The organism is Clostridium estertheticum subsp. estertheticum (genome assembly GCF_001877035.1).
GTDB lineage: Bacteria > Bacillota > Clostridia > Clostridiales > Clostridiaceae > Clostridium_AD > Clostridium_AD estertheticum.
The window spans coordinates 1,764,802-1,783,795 of sequence record NZ_CP015756.1; the positions used below are offsets into that span (position 1 = coordinate 1,764,802).

The window sequence follows — 18,994 nt, forward strand, 5'->3', positions numbered from 1 at the left end:
TATTGTAAATAAGAAGTTAATTGTATGAAATTGAATTTTGCACAATTAATGTAAAATATGATAGAATAGTAATTGCTTTATTAACATATTTATTAATAGTAGGTGTTAATACTGAAATAATTACATTAAAGAGTTACTAATTATTAGATATTAAAAGGAGAGAGTAAAATGAAAATTATAGCTTTAAAATTTTATAAAAATGGCGAGATGAGGGAGGCGTTTGCACTAGGCGGCTCTATGAAGAAGGAAGATGTTGACCAAAATAAAGTATACCCAGCTAGTTTACAGAATTATTTAATAGATACAGGAAAAGAACTTATTTTAGTAGATACAGGACTTCCAGTTGAAACAGCACCTTTTGAACGAACTCCAAATCAAATGTTATACATGGGAGATAAAATTGCTGATTTTGCAGCCGCTCTAAAAAATGTTGGATATAAACCTTCTGATATTGATAAAGTTGTAATTACTCATAAACATCCTGATCATTCTGGAGAGCTGAGATTATTTAATGACTCTAAAATTTATATATCCGAAACTGAAGCAAATGATATGAAATTGGATTCAAAGAATATAATTAAAGTTAATTTTAAGGATGGTAAATATAAAAACTTTGACAGTAGTCAGATAATAGCTGATGGGATTATAATGTTACCTGCCCCTGGTCATACTAATGGAAATTCCATAGTTGTTGTAGAAGATAATGCATTGTATTACATGATTCATGGGGATATAACATACACAGATGAGGCCTTAAGAAGAAATGAACTCTCGGTTGTATTCGAGGATAAAGACTTAGCCGCTAAAAGTTTATCAAAGGTTAGAGAATTTATTAAGCAAAATGATACAGTTTATTTATCAACTCATACTCCTGAAGGTGTCAATTCTTTGGAGAAAAAATTGGTTATGAAATTATAATAAGTTAATTATAAATAAATCTAATTTTAAAATAAAGGGGATTAAAAAATGTTAAATTTTAATTATTCAATACAGACAGAAATATTTTTTGGAAAAAATAAAATAAATAAACTTGCAGAAAACGTAAAGAAGTATGGCTCAAAAGTTTTGCTAGTTTACGGTGGTGGTAGCATAAAGAAAAGCGGATTATATGGTAAAATCACAGATATATTTAACAAAAATGAAATAAAATTCTTTGAGTTATCAGGTGTAGAGCCTAACCCAAGAATATCAAGTGTAAAAAAAGGGATTGAAATATGCAGAGAAAATAAAGTAGACCTTATACTTGCGGTAGGTGGAGGAAGTGTAATTGACTGCTCAAAGGTAATAGCAGCTGGCTATTATTATGATGGTGATGCATGGGACATTGTACTTGATCCAAGAAAAATAAGTAAAGTTCTCCCAATTGCAACTATATTAACATTAGCGGCGACTGGTTCTGAAATGGATGCAGGAGCAGTAATTACAAATCTAGAAACTAGTGAAAAATTAGGCACTGGTAATAAAGATATGGCACCTAAGTTTTCAATATTAGACCCTACCTATACATTTTCAGTGCCTGCAAATCAAACAGCAGCAGGTACAGCTGATATCATGAGCCATATTTTTGAAGTGTACTTTAGTAATACAAATGAAGCTTTTATGCAAAATAGAATGGCAGAAGCACTTCTTAAAACTTGTATAAAATATGGAGAAATAGCAATGTCTGACCCTACAAATTATGAAGCAAGATCTAATTTAATGTGGACATCAAGTCTTGCTATAAATGGTTTATTAAGTTATGGAAAAGAAACAGAGTGGAGTGTTCATGGAATGGAGCATGAGTTAAGTGCATTTTATGATATTACTCATGGAGTTGGGCTTGCAATTTTAACACCACATTGGATGGAGTACGCGCTAAATGATAATACAGTAAACAAGTTTGTTGAATATGGAGTTAATGTTTGGGGACTTGATGCTAGTTGTGACAAATATGAAATAGCTCATAATGCTATTAAAAAAACAAGAGAGCACTTTGCATCATTAGGAATACCTTCCACATTAAGAGAAGTTGGAATTAAGGAAGAAAAACTAGAAGAAATGGCAAAACAAGCTACTGTACGTGGAAAACTTGGAAGCTTCAAACCTTTAGATGCACAGGATGTACTAAATATATATAAAGCTGCTTTTTAGAAAACATTTTCAATAAGGGTAATTTTACGAAATTTAATTAATAACAAATAAGTATAATCAAAGAACTCGCTGTAAAGCGGGTTCTTTGATTTGTAGCAAAGTCACGTTGTAAAAGGATTGCGATCAATTTGCTTTGCTAATGGAAACAAGAAATATAAAAGATGACGAAATTATCACTCAAAGATTGTTAAGCAGAGCTGAATTTGGATATTTATAAAATAGAAATTAACTATAATAGCGGAAAGAACCACTCTTAGATTAACATACACATCATAGTATATTCATTGAAAATTTGATATAATGTTACTATAATTATTATAAAGGATGTGAAAGTTTTGGAACTAAAGGATACAGATATTGATATTATAAAAGAATTTTTAATTGAAAAAATAAAACCATTTCTTATATATATATTTGGGTCATATGCAAAAGGGACCTCACACTCAAATAGTGATATTGATATAGCATTTTTAAGTGATGGAGCTTTTAGTGAATATGAAATATTTATGAATGCACAAGAATTAGCATGTTTGCTTAATAGAGAAATTGATCTTGTAGACTTAAAAAAGTCATCTACAGTATTTAAAGCTCAAGTAGTTGGGACAGGAAAAACAATTTTTTGTAATAATGATACGAGAAGAATGTATTTTGAAATGTATACATTCAAAGAATATGCCTTATTAAATGAAGAACGAGCAGTTATATTAGAGAATATAAAGAAGAGAGGAAATATATATGGGTAATGATGTGATTTATAATAAGGTTGAAATTATTGAGAGATGTTTAATAAGAATTAATGAAGTATATGATAACAATACTGATAACCTAAAGGATTATACGAAACAAGATTCTATAATATTAAATATTCAAAGAGTCTGTGAAGCGTGTATAGATTTAGCAATGCACATTGTTTCTGAAAAAAAGTTAGGCATACCACAGAATAGTAGAGATGCTTTTGAGGTTTTGTGTAGTAATGGTTTAATTAACAGTAACTTAATGAATAAGTTAAAAGCTATGGTTGGATTTAGAAACATAGCAGTACATAACTATCAAGCTATTAATTTGAAAATTGTGCAAGAGATTATAGAAAAACATTTAAGTGATGTTAGCGAGTTTTCTAAGATTATTATGAAGAAAATATAAAAGGTATTTAGTTACGACAATGTATAAAAGAATATAGAATTGTAACCAGAAAATTCAGTGGATCAAAGTAATAATGTAATTGTTATGACTGATGAATTTGTTGTAAACACAATTATTAGGCCCCCCGATATCCCATTAGGTAGGGCCAGCAATATCTATTTTGTAAGCTTAATTATTATCTCTTTATGTTGTGGGTACTTATTTAATAGACCTGCTCTTTCAAATATTTCAAAGTCTTTAAAGTCAAATCCAGGGGATACCATACAGCCAACAAGAGAGTAACCTGAGCTATTCATAGCAGAACCAAAGATATAATTCTTAGGTACTAGAAATTGGGGAACCTCTCCATTTTTTGCATTAAGACCTAGTTGTCTAGTAATAAGTTCTCCATTTGGACTTATCATATATATTGAAAGCGGAGAACCTGCATGATAGTACCACATTTCATCTGATTTTAATCTATGAAAACTTGAAATTTCTCCATCTCTTAATAAAAAATAAATGCTAGTCCAAAGTATTCTTTCACCCTCAAATTTTGTTCTTAATTCATTTGAACTAATGTTTTCACATGAGTCAAAGCTACTTTTGTAAAAACCACCTTCAGGATGAGGTTCCATATTTAATGAGTTAATAAAGTATTGTGATGAGTACATAATTTATCTCCTTTATAAAAATATATTGTATATAGATTATATTGCTACTTCATACAGCAAAATAAATAATCATAACTACATATTCAGTTTATCATTTTAGCAAAGAAATTAATAGGGAGATTCGAATCCTTATAAATGAAATGGGGAAATAGTTACTGAGCTTTGTTTAAACTCTAAGGAAGAATATAAGTATGGATACTATAAAGTGGCTCGGGAAAAGACCTCAATTGTTAATCTACACAAAATAATTAATAATTGAAGATTAATTTGGGATTAAGTCGCAATTTAAGGTACAATATAGAGTATAAATATAATCAAGAACACTATTGGTATTGAAAAAGATACTCATATAATAACGAATGTTATTGGAAAGAGCGGGTTCGAAGTATACTTGCAATTTATAGGAACATTCTATAAGGATATAGGTGGTGATTAAAAATGCTCAAAAATATTCTTCTAAATTATTTAAGTGATGCTAAATTGAAATATTCAATTTACATTAAGGAACTAAATCAGGGCAAGATTTGTGAAATAAATCAATTTAAAATAGTACCCTCAGCTTCCATAATAAAACTTTTTATCATGGGGTCAACTTTAGAAAAAGTATCCACTGGGACCTTATCTTTAAAAGATAGGATAACTATAAATAAAAAAGAAAAAGTTCCATTTAGTATCTTAACTCTTCTTGACGATGATAATTCATATACTATAAATGATTTAATTTTATTAATGATTATACAAAGTGACAATACAGCAACTAACAAACTCATTGATATCATAGGTTTCGGTTCTATTAATGCTTTCATAAAAAAGCATAATTTTAACAGCTCTACGCTGCAAAGAAAGATGATGGACAATGAATCTAGACTTAAGGGCATTGACAATTTATGCAATATTTCTGATTGCGCTCTATTCCTAGAACTTATCTATAATGGTAAACTAATTAATGAAGAATATAGTAAACTCATGGTAAGTATATTAACTCACCAGTTAGACGATTCAATGATGAAGATTAATTTACCTACTAATATTACTATAGCCCATAAAACTGGAGATTTAGACTTTTCAAAACATGATGTTGGTATTGTATATACATCTAAAACCGATTATATTTTTTCTATGTTTACCTGGGAAGCTATCAGTGATAATTACGCAAAAAACTTAATAGGCAATATTTCTCAAATAACTTATGATTATTTTATGAATGGAGGAGAATATTTTGAAAATCACCGATATTGAAATAGGATATATTTCTGTGCCTTTAAAAACACCCTTTAAAACTGCAATAAGAACAGTAACTTCTGTAGAAGATATTATAGTTATGATTAAAACAGATTCAATTAGCGTTGGCTATGGCGAGGCTCCACCTACTGGTGTAATAACTGGCGACACTAGAGGCGCTATCGCGTCTGCTATTAATGATCATATTAAAAAAGCAATTATAGGTATGGACATAGAAAATTTTGAAGAAATCATGATCAAGTTAAACAAGTGTATTGTTAAAAATACTAGTGCCAAAGCCGCTATAGATATGGCTCTTTATGATCTTTATGGACAATTATATAAAGCACCCTTATATAAGTTACTTGGCGGTTATAGAAATGAACTTATAACTGATATAACTATAAGTGTAAATGACCAAGAGGTGATGGCTAAAGATAGTCTCCACGCAATTGGACTTGGCTATAAAACACTAAAAATAAAAGTAGGTACCGATTCGGCCACAGATATAAAAAGGTTAAAAGCTATAAGAGACATTGTTGGTCCAAACGTGAATATCAGAATTGATGCAAATCAAGGCTGGAAACCTAAAGAAGCCGTTTTGACACTTAGAAAAATGGAGGATGCTGGACTAGATATTGAATTTGTTGAACAACCCGTTAAGGCCCATGATATAGAAGGTTTAAAGTTTGTTACTGATAATATTTCTATACCAGTTATGGCCGATGAGAGTGTTTTTTCTCCTATGGATGCTCTTAAAATCATGCAGATTCGTGCGGCTGATCTCATCAATATAAAGCTTATGAAGACCGGTGGAATTTACAATGCATTAAAGATATGTTCAATAGCCCAGGTTTATGGAGTTGAATGTATGATGGGCTGCATGTTAGAAGCAAAAATCAGTGTTACAGCAGCTGCACATCTTGCAGCAGCCAAAAGCATTATTACAAAAATAGATTTAGATGGTCCAATACTCTGTAGCACTGATCCCATAATAGGCGGTTCGATTTTTAATGAAAGCCTAATAAAGTTTTCAAATGCACCTGGCCTTGGGATTAGTGGAATATTGGGGATTAATTGTTCATAAAAACCCCTGGGGTAGTGAATGATGCAGCCATTATTACAGTATGAAAAGTATAATTAATTATTATAAAGGATGTGAAGTTTTGGAACTAAAGGATACAGATATTGATATTATAAAAGAATTTTTAATTAGTAGGGGGTGAGTGTTATGGATGCTATAATGGAATTTATATTTGACATGCTAATTAAGTTATTAACAGGTAAAAAACCAAAACGTAAGTTAATAGAGAGTATAAATAGTACTAAAGGATATAATAAAGATAATCATTTTGATAAAACAGTAAATAGGTATAGCAAACATTCAATATCAACTGAAAGTAAGAATAGAGAAACAAAAGTAATCACGGAGACATTAGGATTTGATACTAAAAGTGGAATGGTTGGGTATACTGAAAATGGTTCAGGAAGGTTAATAATATTAAATAATAAATAGAAATTGAGTGGGGGAACATTGAAGTATTCATCATGCATAAAATAAGAACTCTTGTAAGAAACGGGTATTCATTTTAAAAGATGGATGCCCTATTTTTATAGAATGTCTCTTGAATAACTGATTCAATTATATCACAGAGTATTTATTCTATAATGTGGAAATAGTTACTGAACTTTGTGTAAAATATAAGGAAGAGTATAGCTGAATTCACGACTGTGTTATAATAAGTTTATCTAAGGTGGATGTATCTAACAAGTGTTTAAAATAATGGGATTGATATTTTAATTCTATACAGCCTGAAAATACGAAAAAGAGAAAGAGGAGAACAATAATATTGAATATTGAAGAAAATCTCATCCTTATAAAGGGTGAGGATAAGACAGAGAAGGTTATTACTTGTGTAAATAATAATGGTAAGTGTTTAGTTACATTTGATAATAATAAAACATATACATATAGCAGTAATAATGTTAAGTGGTTTAGAAATCCTATTGAGATTAATGCAGAAACTACAATAATATATGAAAACAATGGACCTATATCAGGTGTTGTTAAAATATTTAAGTTTGAAGAGCACATTAGAGTATGCTTTAAATCTGGATACAAAAAGCTTTTTAATATATCGGATATATTAATGGAAAAAACTAGTCTAAATAATAAAATTTCAAATAATTATTTTGAGTATTTAAAGAAACTAGCAGCAAATGTTAGTATTACATTAGATGATGAAAGTAGTTTTTTGAGTAAGCAGTATAATAAAATAAAAATTATTAGTCCTAGAAGTGTTTTATCATCCTATTTAAAAGTACAAGCTCTTAAAAAAAGAAAAATCACCAATGAAATAATATTTCCGTTTGGATTTAATATTAGTCAAAAAAGTGCAACTGAAAAGGCTTTAAGTAATCAAATAAGTGTTATTGAGGGCCCTCCTGGAACTGGTAAAACTCAAACAATATTAAATATTATAGCGAATGCTATTATTAATAATGAAACTGTTGCAGTTGTTTCTAACAATAATTCAGCCACTGCAAATGTACTAGAAAAACTCCAAAAATATGATGTAGGTTTTATATCAGCATATTTAGGGAATAAAGAGAATAAAGATGAATTTTTTGAAAGTCAAAAGGATTCATATCCTGATATGAAAGAGTGGAAAATAGAAAATGAGAAGTTAGAAATATTGAAAAGTAGTTTAATGACTTCCAAGCAAAGACTGGATGATATGCTCCATGAACAAAATAAATTAGCTACATTAAAAGAAGAGTTTTCTGAGTTAGACCTTGAGGTAGAGTATTTCAACAAATATTATGATGAAAATAAATATAGGATACAACCTTATAGGTCTATCTACAAGCTAGATTCAAATGATGTAATGTCGATACTCGCAAAGTATGAAATCATTTTAGGAAAGTATGGATTATTTAAATTAAGACATAAAATTATAAATATAATTCGGTATGGTATCATAAGCTTTAAATTTTATAAAAACTCTAATGAAGCTATAGTGGATTATTTAAAAAAAGTCTATTATGAATTAAAATCGAGTGAACTAAGTAGAACTATCGATTTATTATCAAATAAACTAGAAAAGAATAATTTTGAAGATCTAATGCGTCAATACAGTGAAGACTCTATGCAGGTTCTTAAATCTAATTTGGCTAGAAAGTTTACATCAAAAGGTAATAGAACTATATTTACAAAAGATATTTTATGGAAAAACATTGAGGGTTTTCTAAAGGAATATCCAGTAATACTTAGTACTACACATTCTCTAAGAAGCTGTGTAAGTGAAAACTATTTGTTTGATTACGTTATTGTTGATGAAGCTTCTCAGGTTGATATAGTAACTGGTTCACTAGCTTTATCTTGTGCAAAAAATGTTGTTATTGTTGGAGATTTAAAACAATTACCTAATGTTGTGACAGATGAAGTTAAAAATAAAAGCGATATAATTTTTAAACAATATAACTTAAATGAAGCCTTCAATTATGCTCAAAATAGTTTATTATCCTCAATAACAAAATTATATAGTGATGTTCCAAAGACTTTACTTCGAGAACACTATAGATGTCATCCTAAAATAATAGGATTCTGTAACAAGAAATTTTATAACAATGAATTAATTATATTAACGAATGAGAGTGTTGGGGATAAGCCACTTGTAGTATATAAAACATCTAAGGGAAATCATGCAAGAGGAAATTTTAATCAAAGACAAATAGATGTAATACTTGATGAAGTAATTCCAAAATTAAATTTAGAGAAATCTTCTAAAGAGATTGGTGTTATTTCACCATATAGATTGCAAGTAGATGAACTAAAGAAGCTAATTAAAACTGATAATATTGAAGTGGATACAGTACATAAATATCAAGGTAGAGAAAAAGATACTATTATTTTGACTACTGTTGCAAATCAGATAAATGATTTTATAGATGATCCTAATCTTATAAATGTTGCAGTATCAAGGGCAGAAAGTAAATTGATTCTTATAGTTTCTGATAGTGATATAGCAAGTGATAATACTAATATAGGTGATTTAATTAAATATATACAATATAATAATTTTGAAATTATTAATAGCAATATATCTTCAGTATTTGATTTTCTTTATAGCAATTATTCTAAAAAATTATTAGAAATATTAAATAAGAACAAGAGGGTTTCTGAATTTGCATCAGAAAATTTAATGAATATGGTAATTGAAAAAGTATTATGTCAGGAGAAGTTTAAATTCCTTGATGTAGTATTACACCAACCACTTAAAATGTTAATTAAGGATACATCTAAGCTAACAGAGATAGAACACAAATTTGTTAAAAACATTTTAACGCATACAGATTTTATTATCTTTAATAAGTTAGATAAAATGCCAGTGCTAGTGGTGGAAGTGGATGGTTATGCGTTTCATGCTAATAATAAAGTACAATTAGAACGCGATAAAATGAAGGATGAGATACTAACCAAATATAATATACCTATTTTGAGAATAAGTACAAATGGAAGTGGCGAAGAGTTAAAATTAAGTAACAAACTTTCTGAGGTGTTAAAAATCAAATTTTGAGGTAAAAGCCGATGACACCGTGAAAATCATAGTTAAGGAAATACAATTTAAAGGAAAGGACATTATTTACACGGTAACTGTTTCAATTCATTATTAATCTTTACTTAAAAAATTTCCTAAGTTAATTATATGTTGTTCATATATTCCAAAGCCTATTTTACATTTTTCATTGAAAGCTTCTACAGTATAACTAAGCTTTCTGCCTTCAATAGCTACCAATGTCGCTTTTACGGTAACTTTCGTGTTAATAGAAGTTGGATTTATATGTTCAACATTAATTTTGGTTCCAACGGATCTATAATTCTGAGGCATATTATCCACTACTATATGATTAGCTGTATCTTCTATAAATCTAATCATGCTAGGGGTAGAAAGTGTAGTGACACCTTTATTTCCAATAAAGTCTGCTGTATCTTCTGATTTCACTATATATTCATTAACTAATGTTTCTCCAATCTTAAAAAGAGCATTAAAGTCCATTTGATAATCATCCTTTCATTTGTGTTATTAAGTTATTATATAAAAATCCATAAATTATTATAACATATCTTTCATGAACGAAAAATTAGCTAAGTAGTTTTAAACCAATGTGGTAAAATTTCTTTAAAACATATAAATCGAGTCATGTGATAAATAGACGAAGCAAAGAAAGAAATCAACAATATAGTGGATCCCTTTCATGCCAGCATCCAACTGTCACTCTTAATCATTCGGTTTATTTAAAGTAAATTTTGAATTTGTGTTTCAATACTCATTGGTTCAATAGGAGATTCAAATCTTCCTACAACATTTCCTTGTCTATCTATTAAGAATTTAGTAAAATTCCATTTGATTGAATCATCTAATAAATATTCAGGAAAATTTTCTTTTAGAACTGAAGAGATCATTTTGCCGCTTGGATCATTCATGTCAAATCCTTCAAATGCTAATTGGCTAGTTAAATATTTAAATAAAGGATGGATGTTATTACCTCTAACCTGAACCTTTTCTGATAGTGGGAAAGTTACTCCAAAATTTATTTCACAAAACTGTTTTACCTCTTGATTGTTTGCAGGTTCTTGCTTAGCAAATTCATTAGATGGAAAACCAAGTATTTCAAAGCCTTCAGCATTATGTTTCTCATAGAGTTTTTGTAGATCTTTGTATTGTGGGGTAAAACCGCATTTACTTGCAGTATTTACAATTAATAACACCTTGCCTTTAAATTGATTAAGTGTTTCATCCTCGCCATCAATAGTTTTAAACTTAAAGTCATAAATTGTCATAATATAAAATCCTCCTTTATATGCTTATCTAATTAATATGGTTGCTATCTCGGTTGAACTTATTCAATTACATAAAATTAAATTGAATGAAATCTATTTCTATTTAAAGATATCATTTTAGTTACATAATGTCAAGTATCAGTCTTAATAATAGGTAATATCCTCAAAGTGAAATTAACACAACTAAAGTAAGTAACCCCATATCATCGTTAGATATGGGGTTACTTACGATGAAATATTCAAAAAGTAAGAATTATTTCTTTTTAAGTAAATCATAAATCTTCTTAATATATATATTAATGCTAACTAAAGATACTGTAATAACTCCAAGAAAAAAACTTTGCCAATCATATTCATTCATTATCTTCCTCCTACCCATATAATTCTACAAATCCGTTTAAAAACATATATAATCATACCATTATTTACATAAATTAAATATAGATACATTTTAATCTACATAGATTTCTGTATATCTACAAAGATATTCCGTTTGTGCAATAAAACTTACGTTTAACGTCATTCGGATTATCATATAAGTTTATATATGATAACATAAAATACATAGTTTGGTGACATGAAATAATGCCAACAAAAGGTATAGTTTTTATGTTACTAGCCTCTGAAATTTGTCTATGTCAGGGAGCTGGAATTACGGACTTAATTATATAAATAAAGGGATTAGTTGTTTAAAACAGACTTTACATGATTCTAAAATGATAATAAAAGGAGATGGAAATGAAAATGTGGAACTTATAAGCTCAATGTTTAAATTTTTAGTACCATTTTTAATGGTTTTCTTTTCTGTTCAAATTATTCTATATGTTGTTGATGATAAATTTAATATATTTACCCCACTTCAGAAATTCATTAAGAAAAGTAGTAAAGAAAATTTGATACGTATATTTGTTTTTATTATATCACTTGGTTTATTCCTACTTATCGGTAATTATATTACTCCTAATGATTTCGAGTTTGGAATTTTAGCTGGTGGTTACTACGGAATAGTATTCACAATATTACCAAGACATTAAAAAATAACATATGATATAGATTGATAACATGATGCATTGTTTTGTTACGATTATATAAGTTGCGAGGCGGATATGAATATGTGGCATATAGTATTTAGTACATAAGTATATGATATCAAAAAATATTATTTTTATAGTTTATGAAAATTAGTGTGGGGGTATCAATATATGGACAACTTGTTTGAAAAAATAAAGGTAAAAAAAGTTTTATTGTTTAATATACTTGCAATTATATTAACTTTTTTATTATTACAAATACCAGTTATAAACAATATATATTTAAAAGATAAGTACGTAGCTGAAATTATGCTAAGTATTATATTGTTAGTTTTTGTTGGTCTAATGGTATTCAGAGGTAACAACACAATGAAAACAGATTTAGTTAGTTGCATTAAAAGAATAAGTTATAAAAAAATAGCCAGATTATACATATTAAATATAGGTCTTTACATTGGAGTAGGTCTTATTTTATTAGTAGGTACACATGCAACCGCTAAAGTCCAACTTTAATCTATTTGATATCTGGTGTAACAACAGCACCAATAATTGAAGAATTGTTTTTTAGAGGGTTATTGTTGAATAAATTGAAGTTTAAGACAGGTATCAGATTTGCAATCTTAATATCTGCGACAATATTTGCAATACTTCACTTTGATTTAAATTTTATAGGTAGGTTTTTTATGGGTGTGTTAAGTGCATTATTATATATAGAAACCAAGAATATTGTAAACTGTATTATTTTTCATATGTTATGTAATTTTAGCATTTTCCTATTTGTTGTTCTATCGCAATATGTTCATATACCTATGTCCAATTCAGATGGTACACCACAACCTTTAATAATAGTTGTATTTTATTCATCTATAGTCATATCTATTGTAATGAACATTAAATATATAAAAAATAATTTACCAAGGAAAAGAAGTATATCATTATAATTAATAACAAAGATTCAAATATAATATAGTTGAAATGGAGGTAAATATTAATGATTATAAATTGTTTAAATTGTAATATAGAAATGAAAGAGGCGGGTATCAATGTTGGTGCAAATCCTTTTGTACTTCAAAAGGGAATAAACGGAGTAAAAAAAATATTTTCTGAGGGGTCAAGACTAAGAGCATTTGTGTGTACTAAATGTGGGAGGGTTGAATTTATAGCAGAGAAGCCAGAAATTTTTAAAGATGATGTTTCAGTAAAGTAATAATTATGCTAAAAAACAACACATTTATATTGGTGAAATCCATATAGATTTAGACTGCTATTACAATGTTAATTTTGTTAATTGTCATGTTATTACCTCAAAAGAGAACCCGTTGAAGTGGTGGAGATTGATGTAGAGTAATAGATATATTCGTCTAACCTTACTTAAGACATTCTTTAATCTTCACAAATATACTTCATTTTAGAATTCATGGTATAATTAAACAAATATTTTATGACGAAGTTACAAGGTAGGGGAATGTATGTTTATAGAAACTAATCCAAAAGAAAAAATTTATAGAGATTTAATAGATTTAGCTTTCGAAGTTTGTAATGAATTTGTATTAGTGTTAAGGAGTGATATGGATATAAATACTAATATTAATCACGTTTTAGAAAAATTACAACCTTCTTTAAAAGAAGTAAAAGAGCAATTTGAATGGCCAGGTACAATATACCGTGGCGATAAACCAGCATTAGTATATTATTATAGTACTGATAATTATGCTAAAGAAATATTAAAGCAAGTATCAAATTCACTATATGATTGGGTTCAGCCAGACTTACCAGAGGATTTGTCTTTTATGAAAAATAATGAGCCGTGGCTAATTAACACTTCACATGAATACGAAAGATATATATTAACAGAGGATAGAGAAGAAATTGATAAGATTGCAAAAATCGCAGATCCTAAATAATAAACATTCAATAGATATTTTATAACACAATCGTATAAAAAAAGAACTAATCTTAGGGAGGATTTAGCATGGCAAAGTATGAAAAGACTATTAGTGGTCAATTTGAGGAAGTACTTCATCAGTTGGAAAACGATATTGGTAGCAGTGGCATAACTATGAATTTAGTGGATGAAAGCGACTACACTTATGGAGACACCAATATAGCGGTTAGGGTATATGATAAATATTTTATGAGGAACGGCAATAGAGCAAGTTTAAGCCTTACTGTGGTAGGTAAGGGGAGTAACATTTTTATTTCTGCAATCGGTGCTGGTGGAGGAAAAGGTATTATTTTTAACTTCAGTCTCGGTGCTGAAGATGACATGGTGGCGGTAGTAGAAAGAAGTGTAGAAGGAATGAATAACTCTTATTGAGTTATTCATTTGCAACTTTCTTAAGCATGAGTTGTAACTGTAACCTATATTGTAACAGGCAACCATCTAATTGATGTATTTGGAATATATTAATATTATTTAACTATTCTAATGAACTAATTAAGACGTCTATAAATAATATATGTTATTCCTAATAACATGAATATTACATATATTACTGTGAGAACATTAGATATTTTCTTTAACTCTTTTTTCTCTTTTTTATAATCATCTCGACTAAGTATTTTGTTCCTATTAGGAAAAAAAGGTACGGCTAATGGTAGAATAAGAAAATTTATTAATAATATTAACACATCATATCTAATAATTCCTGTAGGGTTAGCAAACAATTTGAATTCAAATAACATACTAATTGTAGTTAATACACTTATAATTATTGACAGTGTAGTTAAGAATTCTCCGATTTTTTTATTTTCTTTGAAAGAAACGCTAAATCCCTTTAATTCAAGATAATATAATAATAATGTTAAAAGACTTAAACCCTCTATACCAAAGAAAATCACATTAATACTAATAACACCACTACCGGAAACTAGTTTATAAAGAGAATATCCCATTAAAGTCAATATTGTTATTATAACGGAAACTCTGATTGCTTTATTCATTGCGTATTGATGTAATTCATCATCGTCTACAGTTAATGTCATAAAAAAACAAGCTATTATAAAAGTGGCAAACACAACATGTGCAGACAAAAATATATTCCCTAAATTATTCATTATTTATCCTCCTCAACGATCTCAAAAACTTCATTAATGCTTTTATTAAAGTAATTTGCTATAGAAAAAGTCAGTTTTAGAGAGGGATTAAAAGTTCCACGTTCTATTTCTAAAATAGTACTTCTATTTACTCCTAAATCTATAGCCAAGTCTTCTTGTGTTAAATTTCTTTCAGCTCTAAGAACTTTTATCTTTGTATTAAATAACTTTTTTCTTTTTACCATAATACGCCTCCTTATAAATTTATTATATTATCAATGTTGTATATAGTCAACAAAAAGTTGATTATAATTATTATAATAGTATATATAGTTATCAATTAAAGGTCTTAGCCTATTAAATTTGCTATGAGAATAAGGGCCTTAATTGTTGGACTATTAGTTATTTACGAAATAATCAAAAGTAATTTATTATAAATATGGTATGATTAGTTGGTAATGCATAAAAATACATAATAAAATTTCTTATGTATTATTGAAATCAGAAGGGGTGTGGGAATGAACTATTTTTATGGAACTGTATTTATAGAAATGATTGTTGGAATTTTTTATATTTATAAGATAGGAACGGTTATAAAATTATTTCAAAAGGAGAGAAAAAAGATTTATCTAGTATTGATAATTATATTAGTTCCGCTAGGCGGTTGGCTTTTTTATAATGTTACGTTACCTAAAATTAAGGATATAAAGTATGCTTTGAATGGAAAGTTGTTAGTATACGAGGGGACAGCACAAAAAACGTATATGGCTGGATCTAATTCATTTATTTTAGATGGTAAAGAATATCAATATAATCCTTGGAAATTTAAACCTATAGAAAAAAGCAGATATAAGCTTTATTATTTACCTACTAGTAAATTTGTTGTGAAATATGAAAAAGAACAATAAATTTAGCGACTAGTTACTTGTATTAATATTTCATTATTTGAGGAGGATTTTATGAGCATAAAAATGGTGCACCATGTCTGTATTCAAACAGAAAAATATGAGGAATCATTTCAATTTTACACTAAGGTTTTAGAATTTAAATTAGTTACAGAAACAGCAGATTTCCATAAAAGAGCTTTTAATACATGGTTAAGACTGGGAACATTTATGATTGAATTACAGACGGGTAAAAATGGCGATAAATTAAAGAAGTGGAGTTCATTAGACCAAGGAATAGTTCATATGTGTTTTTTAGTGGATAATGTTCAAGAAGAGTTTGATAGGATAAAAAAATTAGGCTATACCAATTTTAAGATTAAAAATGGAGAAGAAATATATAAAGTTGAGGGCGGATATTTATTTAAAATTAAGGCACCTGAAGGTACTGAAATTGAAATAAGAGATACACAGATATAAAAATCTAAATTGGTATGGGGAGTTTTTATTATTTGATTTCAGTTTTTAGTAATAAATAAGATAGATTAAAGATAAGCCACCTAATGTCGCTAATTGGTAGTGGTTCTAAAGAAACTGCGTTAGTTAATAAGCGTATCCCAACTCGAAACAAAATTCAAATGCAACTTATAGTTGGCAAAAATGTTATGCTTAATTGGTAGTAATATGATTGTCTTATCAGTAAACTTATTTAGGGGTGGTTTAAAATGACTTTCCTGCAACAAGTGCATTAAGTGTTTTTTTCATGGCGGAATTATTAAATAATAGATTAACTGGATGTTATTTTTAGTTAAATCATCACCTTCGGTGCTGCAATCTTAATATAGAGAGGAAGAATGTATAATGAATTTATGTAGAAATGATAAATGCTGGTGTGGAAGTGGAATAAAATATAAGAATTGCCATTTGAATTTTGATAAAAAGTTAAAAACCTTGAAGAATCAAGGCTGCATAGTTCCAACAAGAAATCTTATTAAAAATAAAGATCAAATTGAAGGAATCAGAAAAAGTGCTAAAATTAATAATGGTCTTTTAGATTTAATTAGTGAAAATATTAAAGAAGGAATGACTACAGAAGAAATTAATAGACTAGCTCATGAATATACAATATATCATGGTGGAATTCCGGCAACTCTTAATTATGATGGATTTCCCAAAAGTATTTGTACATCAATTAATGATGAAGTGTGTCATGGAATACCAAGCGAAGATATAGTACTAAAAAATGGTGATATTATAAATGTTGATGCAACTACTATACTTAATGAATATTATTCAGATGCGTCAAGAATGTTTATGATTGGACAAGTAAGTGATGAAGCTAGAAAGATAGTAGAAACAGCTAAGGAATGTTTGTATAAAGGAATAGAAGCAGTGAAACCTTGGAGTTTTTTAGGTGACATAGGCGCAGCGGTACAAGAATATGCAGAAAGTAATGGATACTCAGTAGTTAGGGATTTTGGAGGGCATGGGGTTGGACTAGATATTCATGAGGAGCCATTTGTTTTTCATTTTGGAACTAAAGGAACAGATATGATTTTGGCGCCGGGAATGGTATTTACGATTGAACCAATGATAAATGGCGGTAGCCATGAAATATTTATAGATGAGGATAATGGATGGACAGCATTTACTGCGGATGGATCACTTTCAGCACAATGGGAGCATACAATTCTTGTAACCGAAGACGGAATGGAAATAATATCGAAATAACAATGATTCTTTAAAATAGTATAAAATTTTTTAATGTTTTGTTGTAAATAAAGATTATATCAAAAGTCCAATTCATGAATTATGTAAAAGATAACTTTCATTTATAATGCAAAAAGCCTTGACTTGTACCCTACGGACACCGTTATACTAAATTTAAAGGTTAGCTAACTTTTAAGTTTACGGAGGTGCTATTAATGAATATTAAAGTTGTATCGGAAAAAACCGGATTGACCAAAAGAGCAATAAAATATTATGAAAGTGAGGGATTAATTAGTCCCTTAAAAAATAATGATAATAACTATAGGGAATATACAGATAATGATATTGTAAAACTTAATTTGATTGGTGCACTAAGAATTATAGACATACCAATATGTGAAATAAAGAGGTTAGTATCGGGGGATAAAGGGCTACAGGACATTATGAATGATACTCTAGTAAAAGTTACTGAAACTATAAACAATTTAGAAAAAACTAAACTTATTCTTAGCAATCTTATTAATAAAGAGACCAAGGATTACTATAGTGTTGGTGAACAAGTCATAAGACTAAAAGAAACTTTAGAGCTTTCCTTAGCTGAAAAAAAGGAGTTTGTGTCAAACGCATTGATTAGAATTTTTCCTGGCAATTTCGGTGAGATTTTTGTGAGTAGCTTTAAACCTTTTTTAAACATTACTATAGACAATAATGAAAAGAAAGAAGCATGGTTAAGGCTTGTAGAGGTTTTGGATAACTTGGATGAATTAGATGATAATGATGAATTAGCTAAAGGTATAAGCAGTATAGGCAATGATAAAATTCAATTTTTAAATGAAAAGCGTCAAAATGATATGATAAATCTTTTAAGTGGAGATATGGCAACAAGAGAAGAATATAAACAAAATATTATTTCAATGATAAAATTAATAAATGAAACTGGAGAAGACGAAAAGAATTTTACCGAAGCTTTAATTAAATCTTATGATATGCTTAATAGTATTGGAGTACCTGGAAAAACTTTTTATTTATATTTAGAAATATTAAATGAGGATTACAAACGATATACAGAAATCGATAAGGAAATATATATAGAAGCAATTGATGAAATCAAAAATGAATTAAGTGAGAAGATTAAAGATAAATTAGGGTTAAGTCTGGGAGAGTTTTTTGAAAATCTGAAAAAGTAAACAAGTAAACATAATAATTAATCTATAGTCTATTATTAAGATGATTACAATTAACCCATATCGATTATTAGGATATGGGTTTTTAACATATTGATGCTCTGAATGTAACATAATTAAGTTATATTCAAATTGAATCTAGGTGGCATTCTTTAAT

23 protein-coding genes are annotated in these 18,994 nt (G+C 28.5%); 18 read left to right on the plus strand and 5 right to left on the minus strand.

The features are described 5' to 3' along the window. Window positions 1-168 precede the first annotated feature (168 nt). The 4 genes from A7L45_RS08185 (at window position 169) to hepT (ending at window position 3,273) form a co-directional block, all read left to right on the plus strand. Window positions 169-918 carry an MBL fold metallo-hydrolase gene (locus tag A7L45_RS08185; protein ID WP_071612324.1) on the plus strand — a complete coding sequence of 250 codons (750 nt, stop codon included), beginning with the start codon at window positions 169-171 and terminating at the stop codon, window positions 916-918. Between the two features lie 48 nt (window positions 919-966). After that, window positions 967-2,130: an iron-containing alcohol dehydrogenase gene (locus A7L45_RS08190; protein ID WP_071612325.1), complete on the plus strand. Its 1,164-nt coding sequence runs from the start codon at window positions 967-969 to the stop codon at window positions 2,128-2,130. A 326-nt stretch (window positions 2,131-2,456) separates the two neighbouring features. Further along, window positions 2,457-2,873, plus strand: coding sequence for a type VII toxin-antitoxin system MntA family adenylyltransferase antitoxin (gene mntA, locus A7L45_RS08195; RefSeq protein WP_420912637.1), 417 nt, complete (start codon window positions 2,457-2,459; stop codon window positions 2,871-2,873). After that, complete coding sequence (gene hepT, locus A7L45_RS08200; RefSeq protein ID WP_071612327.1) at window positions 2,866-3,273, plus strand: type VII toxin-antitoxin system HepT family RNase toxin; 408 nt, start codon at window positions 2,866-2,868, stop codon at window positions 3,271-3,273. Before mntA ends, hepT begins: the two co-directional genes overlap by 8 nt. A gap of 155 nt (window positions 3,274-3,428) precedes the next feature. On the opposite strand, the gene A7L45_RS08205 is transcribed toward hepT, so the two are convergent. Next, window positions 3,429-3,926, minus strand: a complete 498-nt coding sequence (locus tag A7L45_RS08205) for a cupin domain-containing protein (protein WP_071612328.1) — start codon at window positions 3,924-3,926, stop codon at window positions 3,429-3,431. A gap of 438 nt (window positions 3,927-4,364) precedes the next feature. Between A7L45_RS08205 and A7L45_RS08210 the strand changes: the two genes are divergently transcribed. The 4 genes from A7L45_RS08210 to A7L45_RS08225 all read left to right on the plus strand — a co-directional run bounded on the left by A7L45_RS08210 (window position 4,365) and on the right by A7L45_RS08225 (window position 9,727). Next, a complete protein-coding gene (locus tag A7L45_RS08210; protein WP_071612329.1) occupies window positions 4,365-5,165 on the plus strand; it encodes a serine hydrolase in 801 nt (266 codons plus the stop codon). Next, window positions 5,146-6,234 carry a dipeptide epimerase gene (locus A7L45_RS08215; RefSeq protein WP_071612330.1) on the plus strand — a complete coding sequence of 363 codons (1,089 nt, stop codon included), beginning with the start codon at window positions 5,146-5,148 and terminating at the stop codon, window positions 6,232-6,234. Before A7L45_RS08210 ends, A7L45_RS08215 begins: the two co-directional genes overlap by 20 nt. Before the next feature lie 144 nt (window positions 6,235-6,378). Beyond that, window positions 6,379-6,663 carry a hypothetical protein gene (locus A7L45_RS08220; RefSeq protein WP_071612331.1) on the plus strand — a complete coding sequence of 95 codons (285 nt, stop codon included), beginning with the start codon at window positions 6,379-6,381 and terminating at the stop codon, window positions 6,661-6,663. Between the two features lie 334 nt (window positions 6,664-6,997). Beyond that, entirely contained in the window at window positions 6,998-9,727 is a 2,730-nt protein-coding gene (locus tag A7L45_RS08225; protein ID WP_071612332.1) for an AAA domain-containing protein, read from the plus strand. A gap of 93 nt (window positions 9,728-9,820) precedes the next feature. On the opposite strand, the gene A7L45_RS08230 is transcribed toward A7L45_RS08225, so the two are convergent. Beyond that, window positions 9,821-10,207: a thioesterase family protein gene (locus tag A7L45_RS08230; protein ID WP_071612333.1), complete on the minus strand. Its 387-nt coding sequence runs from the start codon at window positions 10,205-10,207 to the stop codon at window positions 9,821-9,823. Between the two features lie 239 nt (window positions 10,208-10,446). Continuing rightward, window positions 10,447-10,992, minus strand: a complete 546-nt coding sequence (locus A7L45_RS08235) for a glutathione peroxidase (RefSeq protein ID WP_071612334.1) — start codon at window positions 10,990-10,992, stop codon at window positions 10,447-10,449. Between the two features lie 716 nt (window positions 10,993-11,708). On the opposite strand from A7L45_RS08235, the gene A7L45_RS08240 reads away from it, so the two are divergent. The 6 genes from A7L45_RS08240 (at window position 11,709) to A7L45_RS08265 (ending at window position 14,340) form a co-directional block, all read left to right on the plus strand. Next, on the plus strand, window positions 11,709-12,026 hold the full coding sequence (locus A7L45_RS08240; RefSeq protein WP_151553319.1) for a hypothetical protein: 318 nt from the start codon (window positions 11,709-11,711) through the stop codon (window positions 12,024-12,026). Window positions 12,027-12,194: 168 nt separating this feature from the next. After that, window positions 12,195-12,536 carry a hypothetical protein gene (locus tag A7L45_RS08245; protein WP_071612336.1) on the plus strand — a complete coding sequence of 114 codons (342 nt, stop codon included), beginning with the start codon at window positions 12,195-12,197 and terminating at the stop codon, window positions 12,534-12,536. A 5-nt stretch (window positions 12,537-12,541) separates the two neighbouring features. Continuing rightward, entirely contained in the window at window positions 12,542-12,964 is a 423-nt protein-coding gene (locus A7L45_RS08250) for a CPBP family intramembrane glutamic endopeptidase (RefSeq protein WP_071612337.1), read from the plus strand. A 50-nt stretch (window positions 12,965-13,014) separates the two neighbouring features. Beyond that, window positions 13,015-13,230, plus strand: a complete 216-nt coding sequence (locus tag A7L45_RS08255; RefSeq protein WP_071612338.1) for a hypothetical protein — start codon at window positions 13,015-13,017, stop codon at window positions 13,228-13,230. Between the two features lie 262 nt (window positions 13,231-13,492). Beyond that, window positions 13,493-13,927: a stage III sporulation protein AH gene (locus A7L45_RS08260; protein ID WP_071612339.1), complete on the plus strand. Its 435-nt coding sequence runs from the start codon at window positions 13,493-13,495 to the stop codon at window positions 13,925-13,927. Between the two features lie 68 nt (window positions 13,928-13,995). Then, the gene (locus tag A7L45_RS08265; RefSeq protein ID WP_071612340.1) at window positions 13,996-14,340 is read left to right on the plus strand and encodes a DUF6054 family protein; all 345 of its coding nucleotides are present in this window, start codon (window positions 13,996-13,998) and stop codon (window positions 14,338-14,340) included. A 116-nt stretch (window positions 14,341-14,456) separates the two neighbouring features. Here A7L45_RS08265 and A7L45_RS08270 read toward each other — a convergent pair whose 3' ends face one another. Both A7L45_RS08270 and A7L45_RS08275 read right to left on the minus strand, forming a co-directional pair. Continuing rightward, the gene (locus A7L45_RS08270) at window positions 14,457-15,080 is read right to left on the minus strand and encodes a hypothetical protein (RefSeq protein ID WP_071612341.1); all 624 of its coding nucleotides are present in this window, start codon (window positions 15,078-15,080) and stop codon (window positions 14,457-14,459) included. After that, entirely contained in the window at window positions 15,080-15,304 is a 225-nt protein-coding gene (locus A7L45_RS08275) for a helix-turn-helix transcriptional regulator (protein WP_071612342.1), read from the minus strand. Before A7L45_RS08275 ends, A7L45_RS08270 begins: the two co-directional genes overlap by 1 nt. A 273-nt stretch (window positions 15,305-15,577) precedes the next feature. Between A7L45_RS08275 and A7L45_RS08280 the strand changes: the two genes are divergently transcribed. The 4 genes from A7L45_RS08280 (at window position 15,578) to A7L45_RS08295 (ending at window position 18,840) form a co-directional block, all read left to right on the plus strand. Then, window positions 15,578-15,967, plus strand: a complete 390-nt coding sequence (locus A7L45_RS08280; RefSeq protein WP_071612343.1) for a hypothetical protein — start codon at window positions 15,578-15,580, stop codon at window positions 15,965-15,967. Between the two features lie 51 nt (window positions 15,968-16,018). Continuing rightward, a complete protein-coding gene (locus tag A7L45_RS08285; RefSeq protein ID WP_071612344.1) occupies window positions 16,019-16,423 on the plus strand; it encodes a VOC family protein in 405 nt (134 codons plus the stop codon). Window positions 16,424-16,804: 381 nt separating this feature from the next. Then, window positions 16,805-17,674 (plus strand): methionyl aminopeptidase, encoded by an 870-nt coding sequence (locus tag A7L45_RS08290; RefSeq protein WP_071612345.1) that lies wholly within the window; start codon window positions 16,805-16,807, stop codon window positions 17,672-17,674. A 194-nt stretch (window positions 17,675-17,868) separates the two neighbouring features. Beyond that, the gene (locus A7L45_RS08295) at window positions 17,869-18,840 is read left to right on the plus strand and encodes a MerR family transcriptional regulator (protein WP_071612346.1); all 972 of its coding nucleotides are present in this window, start codon (window positions 17,869-17,871) and stop codon (window positions 18,838-18,840) included. Window positions 18,841-18,994: the final 154 nt, after the last annotated feature.

What these genes read in the sequence shown, in the direction of transcription:
- A7L45_RS08185 (WP_071612324.1), top strand. Translation starts at nt 169, where the DNA reads ATGAAAATTATAGCTTTAAAATTTTATAAAAATGGCGAGATGAGGGAG.
- A7L45_RS08190 (WP_071612325.1), top strand. Translation starts at nt 967, where the DNA reads ATGTTAAATTTTAATTATTCAATACAGACAGAAATATTTTTTGGAAAA.
- hepT (WP_071612327.1), top strand. Translation starts at nt 2,866, where the DNA reads ATGGGTAATGATGTGATTTATAATAAGGTTGAAATTATTGAGAGATGT.
- A7L45_RS08205 (WP_071612328.1), bottom strand. Translation starts at nt 3,926, where the DNA reads ATGTACTCATCACAATACTTTATTAACTCATTAAATATGGAACCTCAT.
- A7L45_RS08210 (WP_071612329.1), top strand. Translation starts at nt 4,365, where the DNA reads ATGCTCAAAAATATTCTTCTAAATTATTTAAGTGATGCTAAATTGAAA.
- A7L45_RS08220 (WP_071612331.1), top strand. Translation starts at nt 6,379, where the DNA reads ATGGATGCTATAATGGAATTTATATTTGACATGCTAATTAAGTTATTA.
- A7L45_RS08230 (WP_071612333.1), bottom strand. Translation starts at nt 10,207, where the DNA reads ATGGACTTTAATGCTCTTTTTAAGATTGGAGAAACATTAGTTAATGAA.
- A7L45_RS08235 (WP_071612334.1), bottom strand. Translation starts at nt 10,992, where the DNA reads ATGACAATTTATGACTTTAAGTTTAAAACTATTGATGGCGAGGATGAA.
- A7L45_RS08240 (WP_151553319.1), top strand. Translation starts at nt 11,709, where the DNA reads ATGATAATAAAAGGAGATGGAAATGAAAATGTGGAACTTATAAGCTCA.
- A7L45_RS08245 (WP_071612336.1), top strand. Translation starts at nt 12,195, where the DNA reads ATGGACAACTTGTTTGAAAAAATAAAGGTAAAAAAAGTTTTATTGTTT.
- A7L45_RS08255 (WP_071612338.1), top strand. Translation starts at nt 13,015, where the DNA reads ATGATTATAAATTGTTTAAATTGTAATATAGAAATGAAAGAGGCGGGT.
- A7L45_RS08260 (WP_071612339.1), top strand. Translation starts at nt 13,493, where the DNA reads ATGTTTATAGAAACTAATCCAAAAGAAAAAATTTATAGAGATTTAATA.
- A7L45_RS08265 (WP_071612340.1), top strand. Translation starts at nt 13,996, where the DNA reads ATGGCAAAGTATGAAAAGACTATTAGTGGTCAATTTGAGGAAGTACTT.
- A7L45_RS08270 (WP_071612341.1), bottom strand. Translation starts at nt 15,080, where the DNA reads ATGAATAATTTAGGGAATATATTTTTGTCTGCACATGTTGTGTTTGCC.
- A7L45_RS08275 (WP_071612342.1), bottom strand. Translation starts at nt 15,304, where the DNA reads ATGGTAAAAAGAAAAAAGTTATTTAATACAAAGATAAAAGTTCTTAGA.
- A7L45_RS08280 (WP_071612343.1), top strand. Translation starts at nt 15,578, where the DNA reads ATGAACTATTTTTATGGAACTGTATTTATAGAAATGATTGTTGGAATT.
- A7L45_RS08285 (WP_071612344.1), top strand. Translation starts at nt 16,019, where the DNA reads ATGAGCATAAAAATGGTGCACCATGTCTGTATTCAAACAGAAAAATAT.
- A7L45_RS08290 (WP_071612345.1), top strand. Translation starts at nt 16,805, where the DNA reads ATGAATTTATGTAGAAATGATAAATGCTGGTGTGGAAGTGGAATAAAA.
- A7L45_RS08295 (WP_071612346.1), top strand. Translation starts at nt 17,869, where the DNA reads ATGAATATTAAAGTTGTATCGGAAAAAACCGGATTGACCAAAAGAGCA.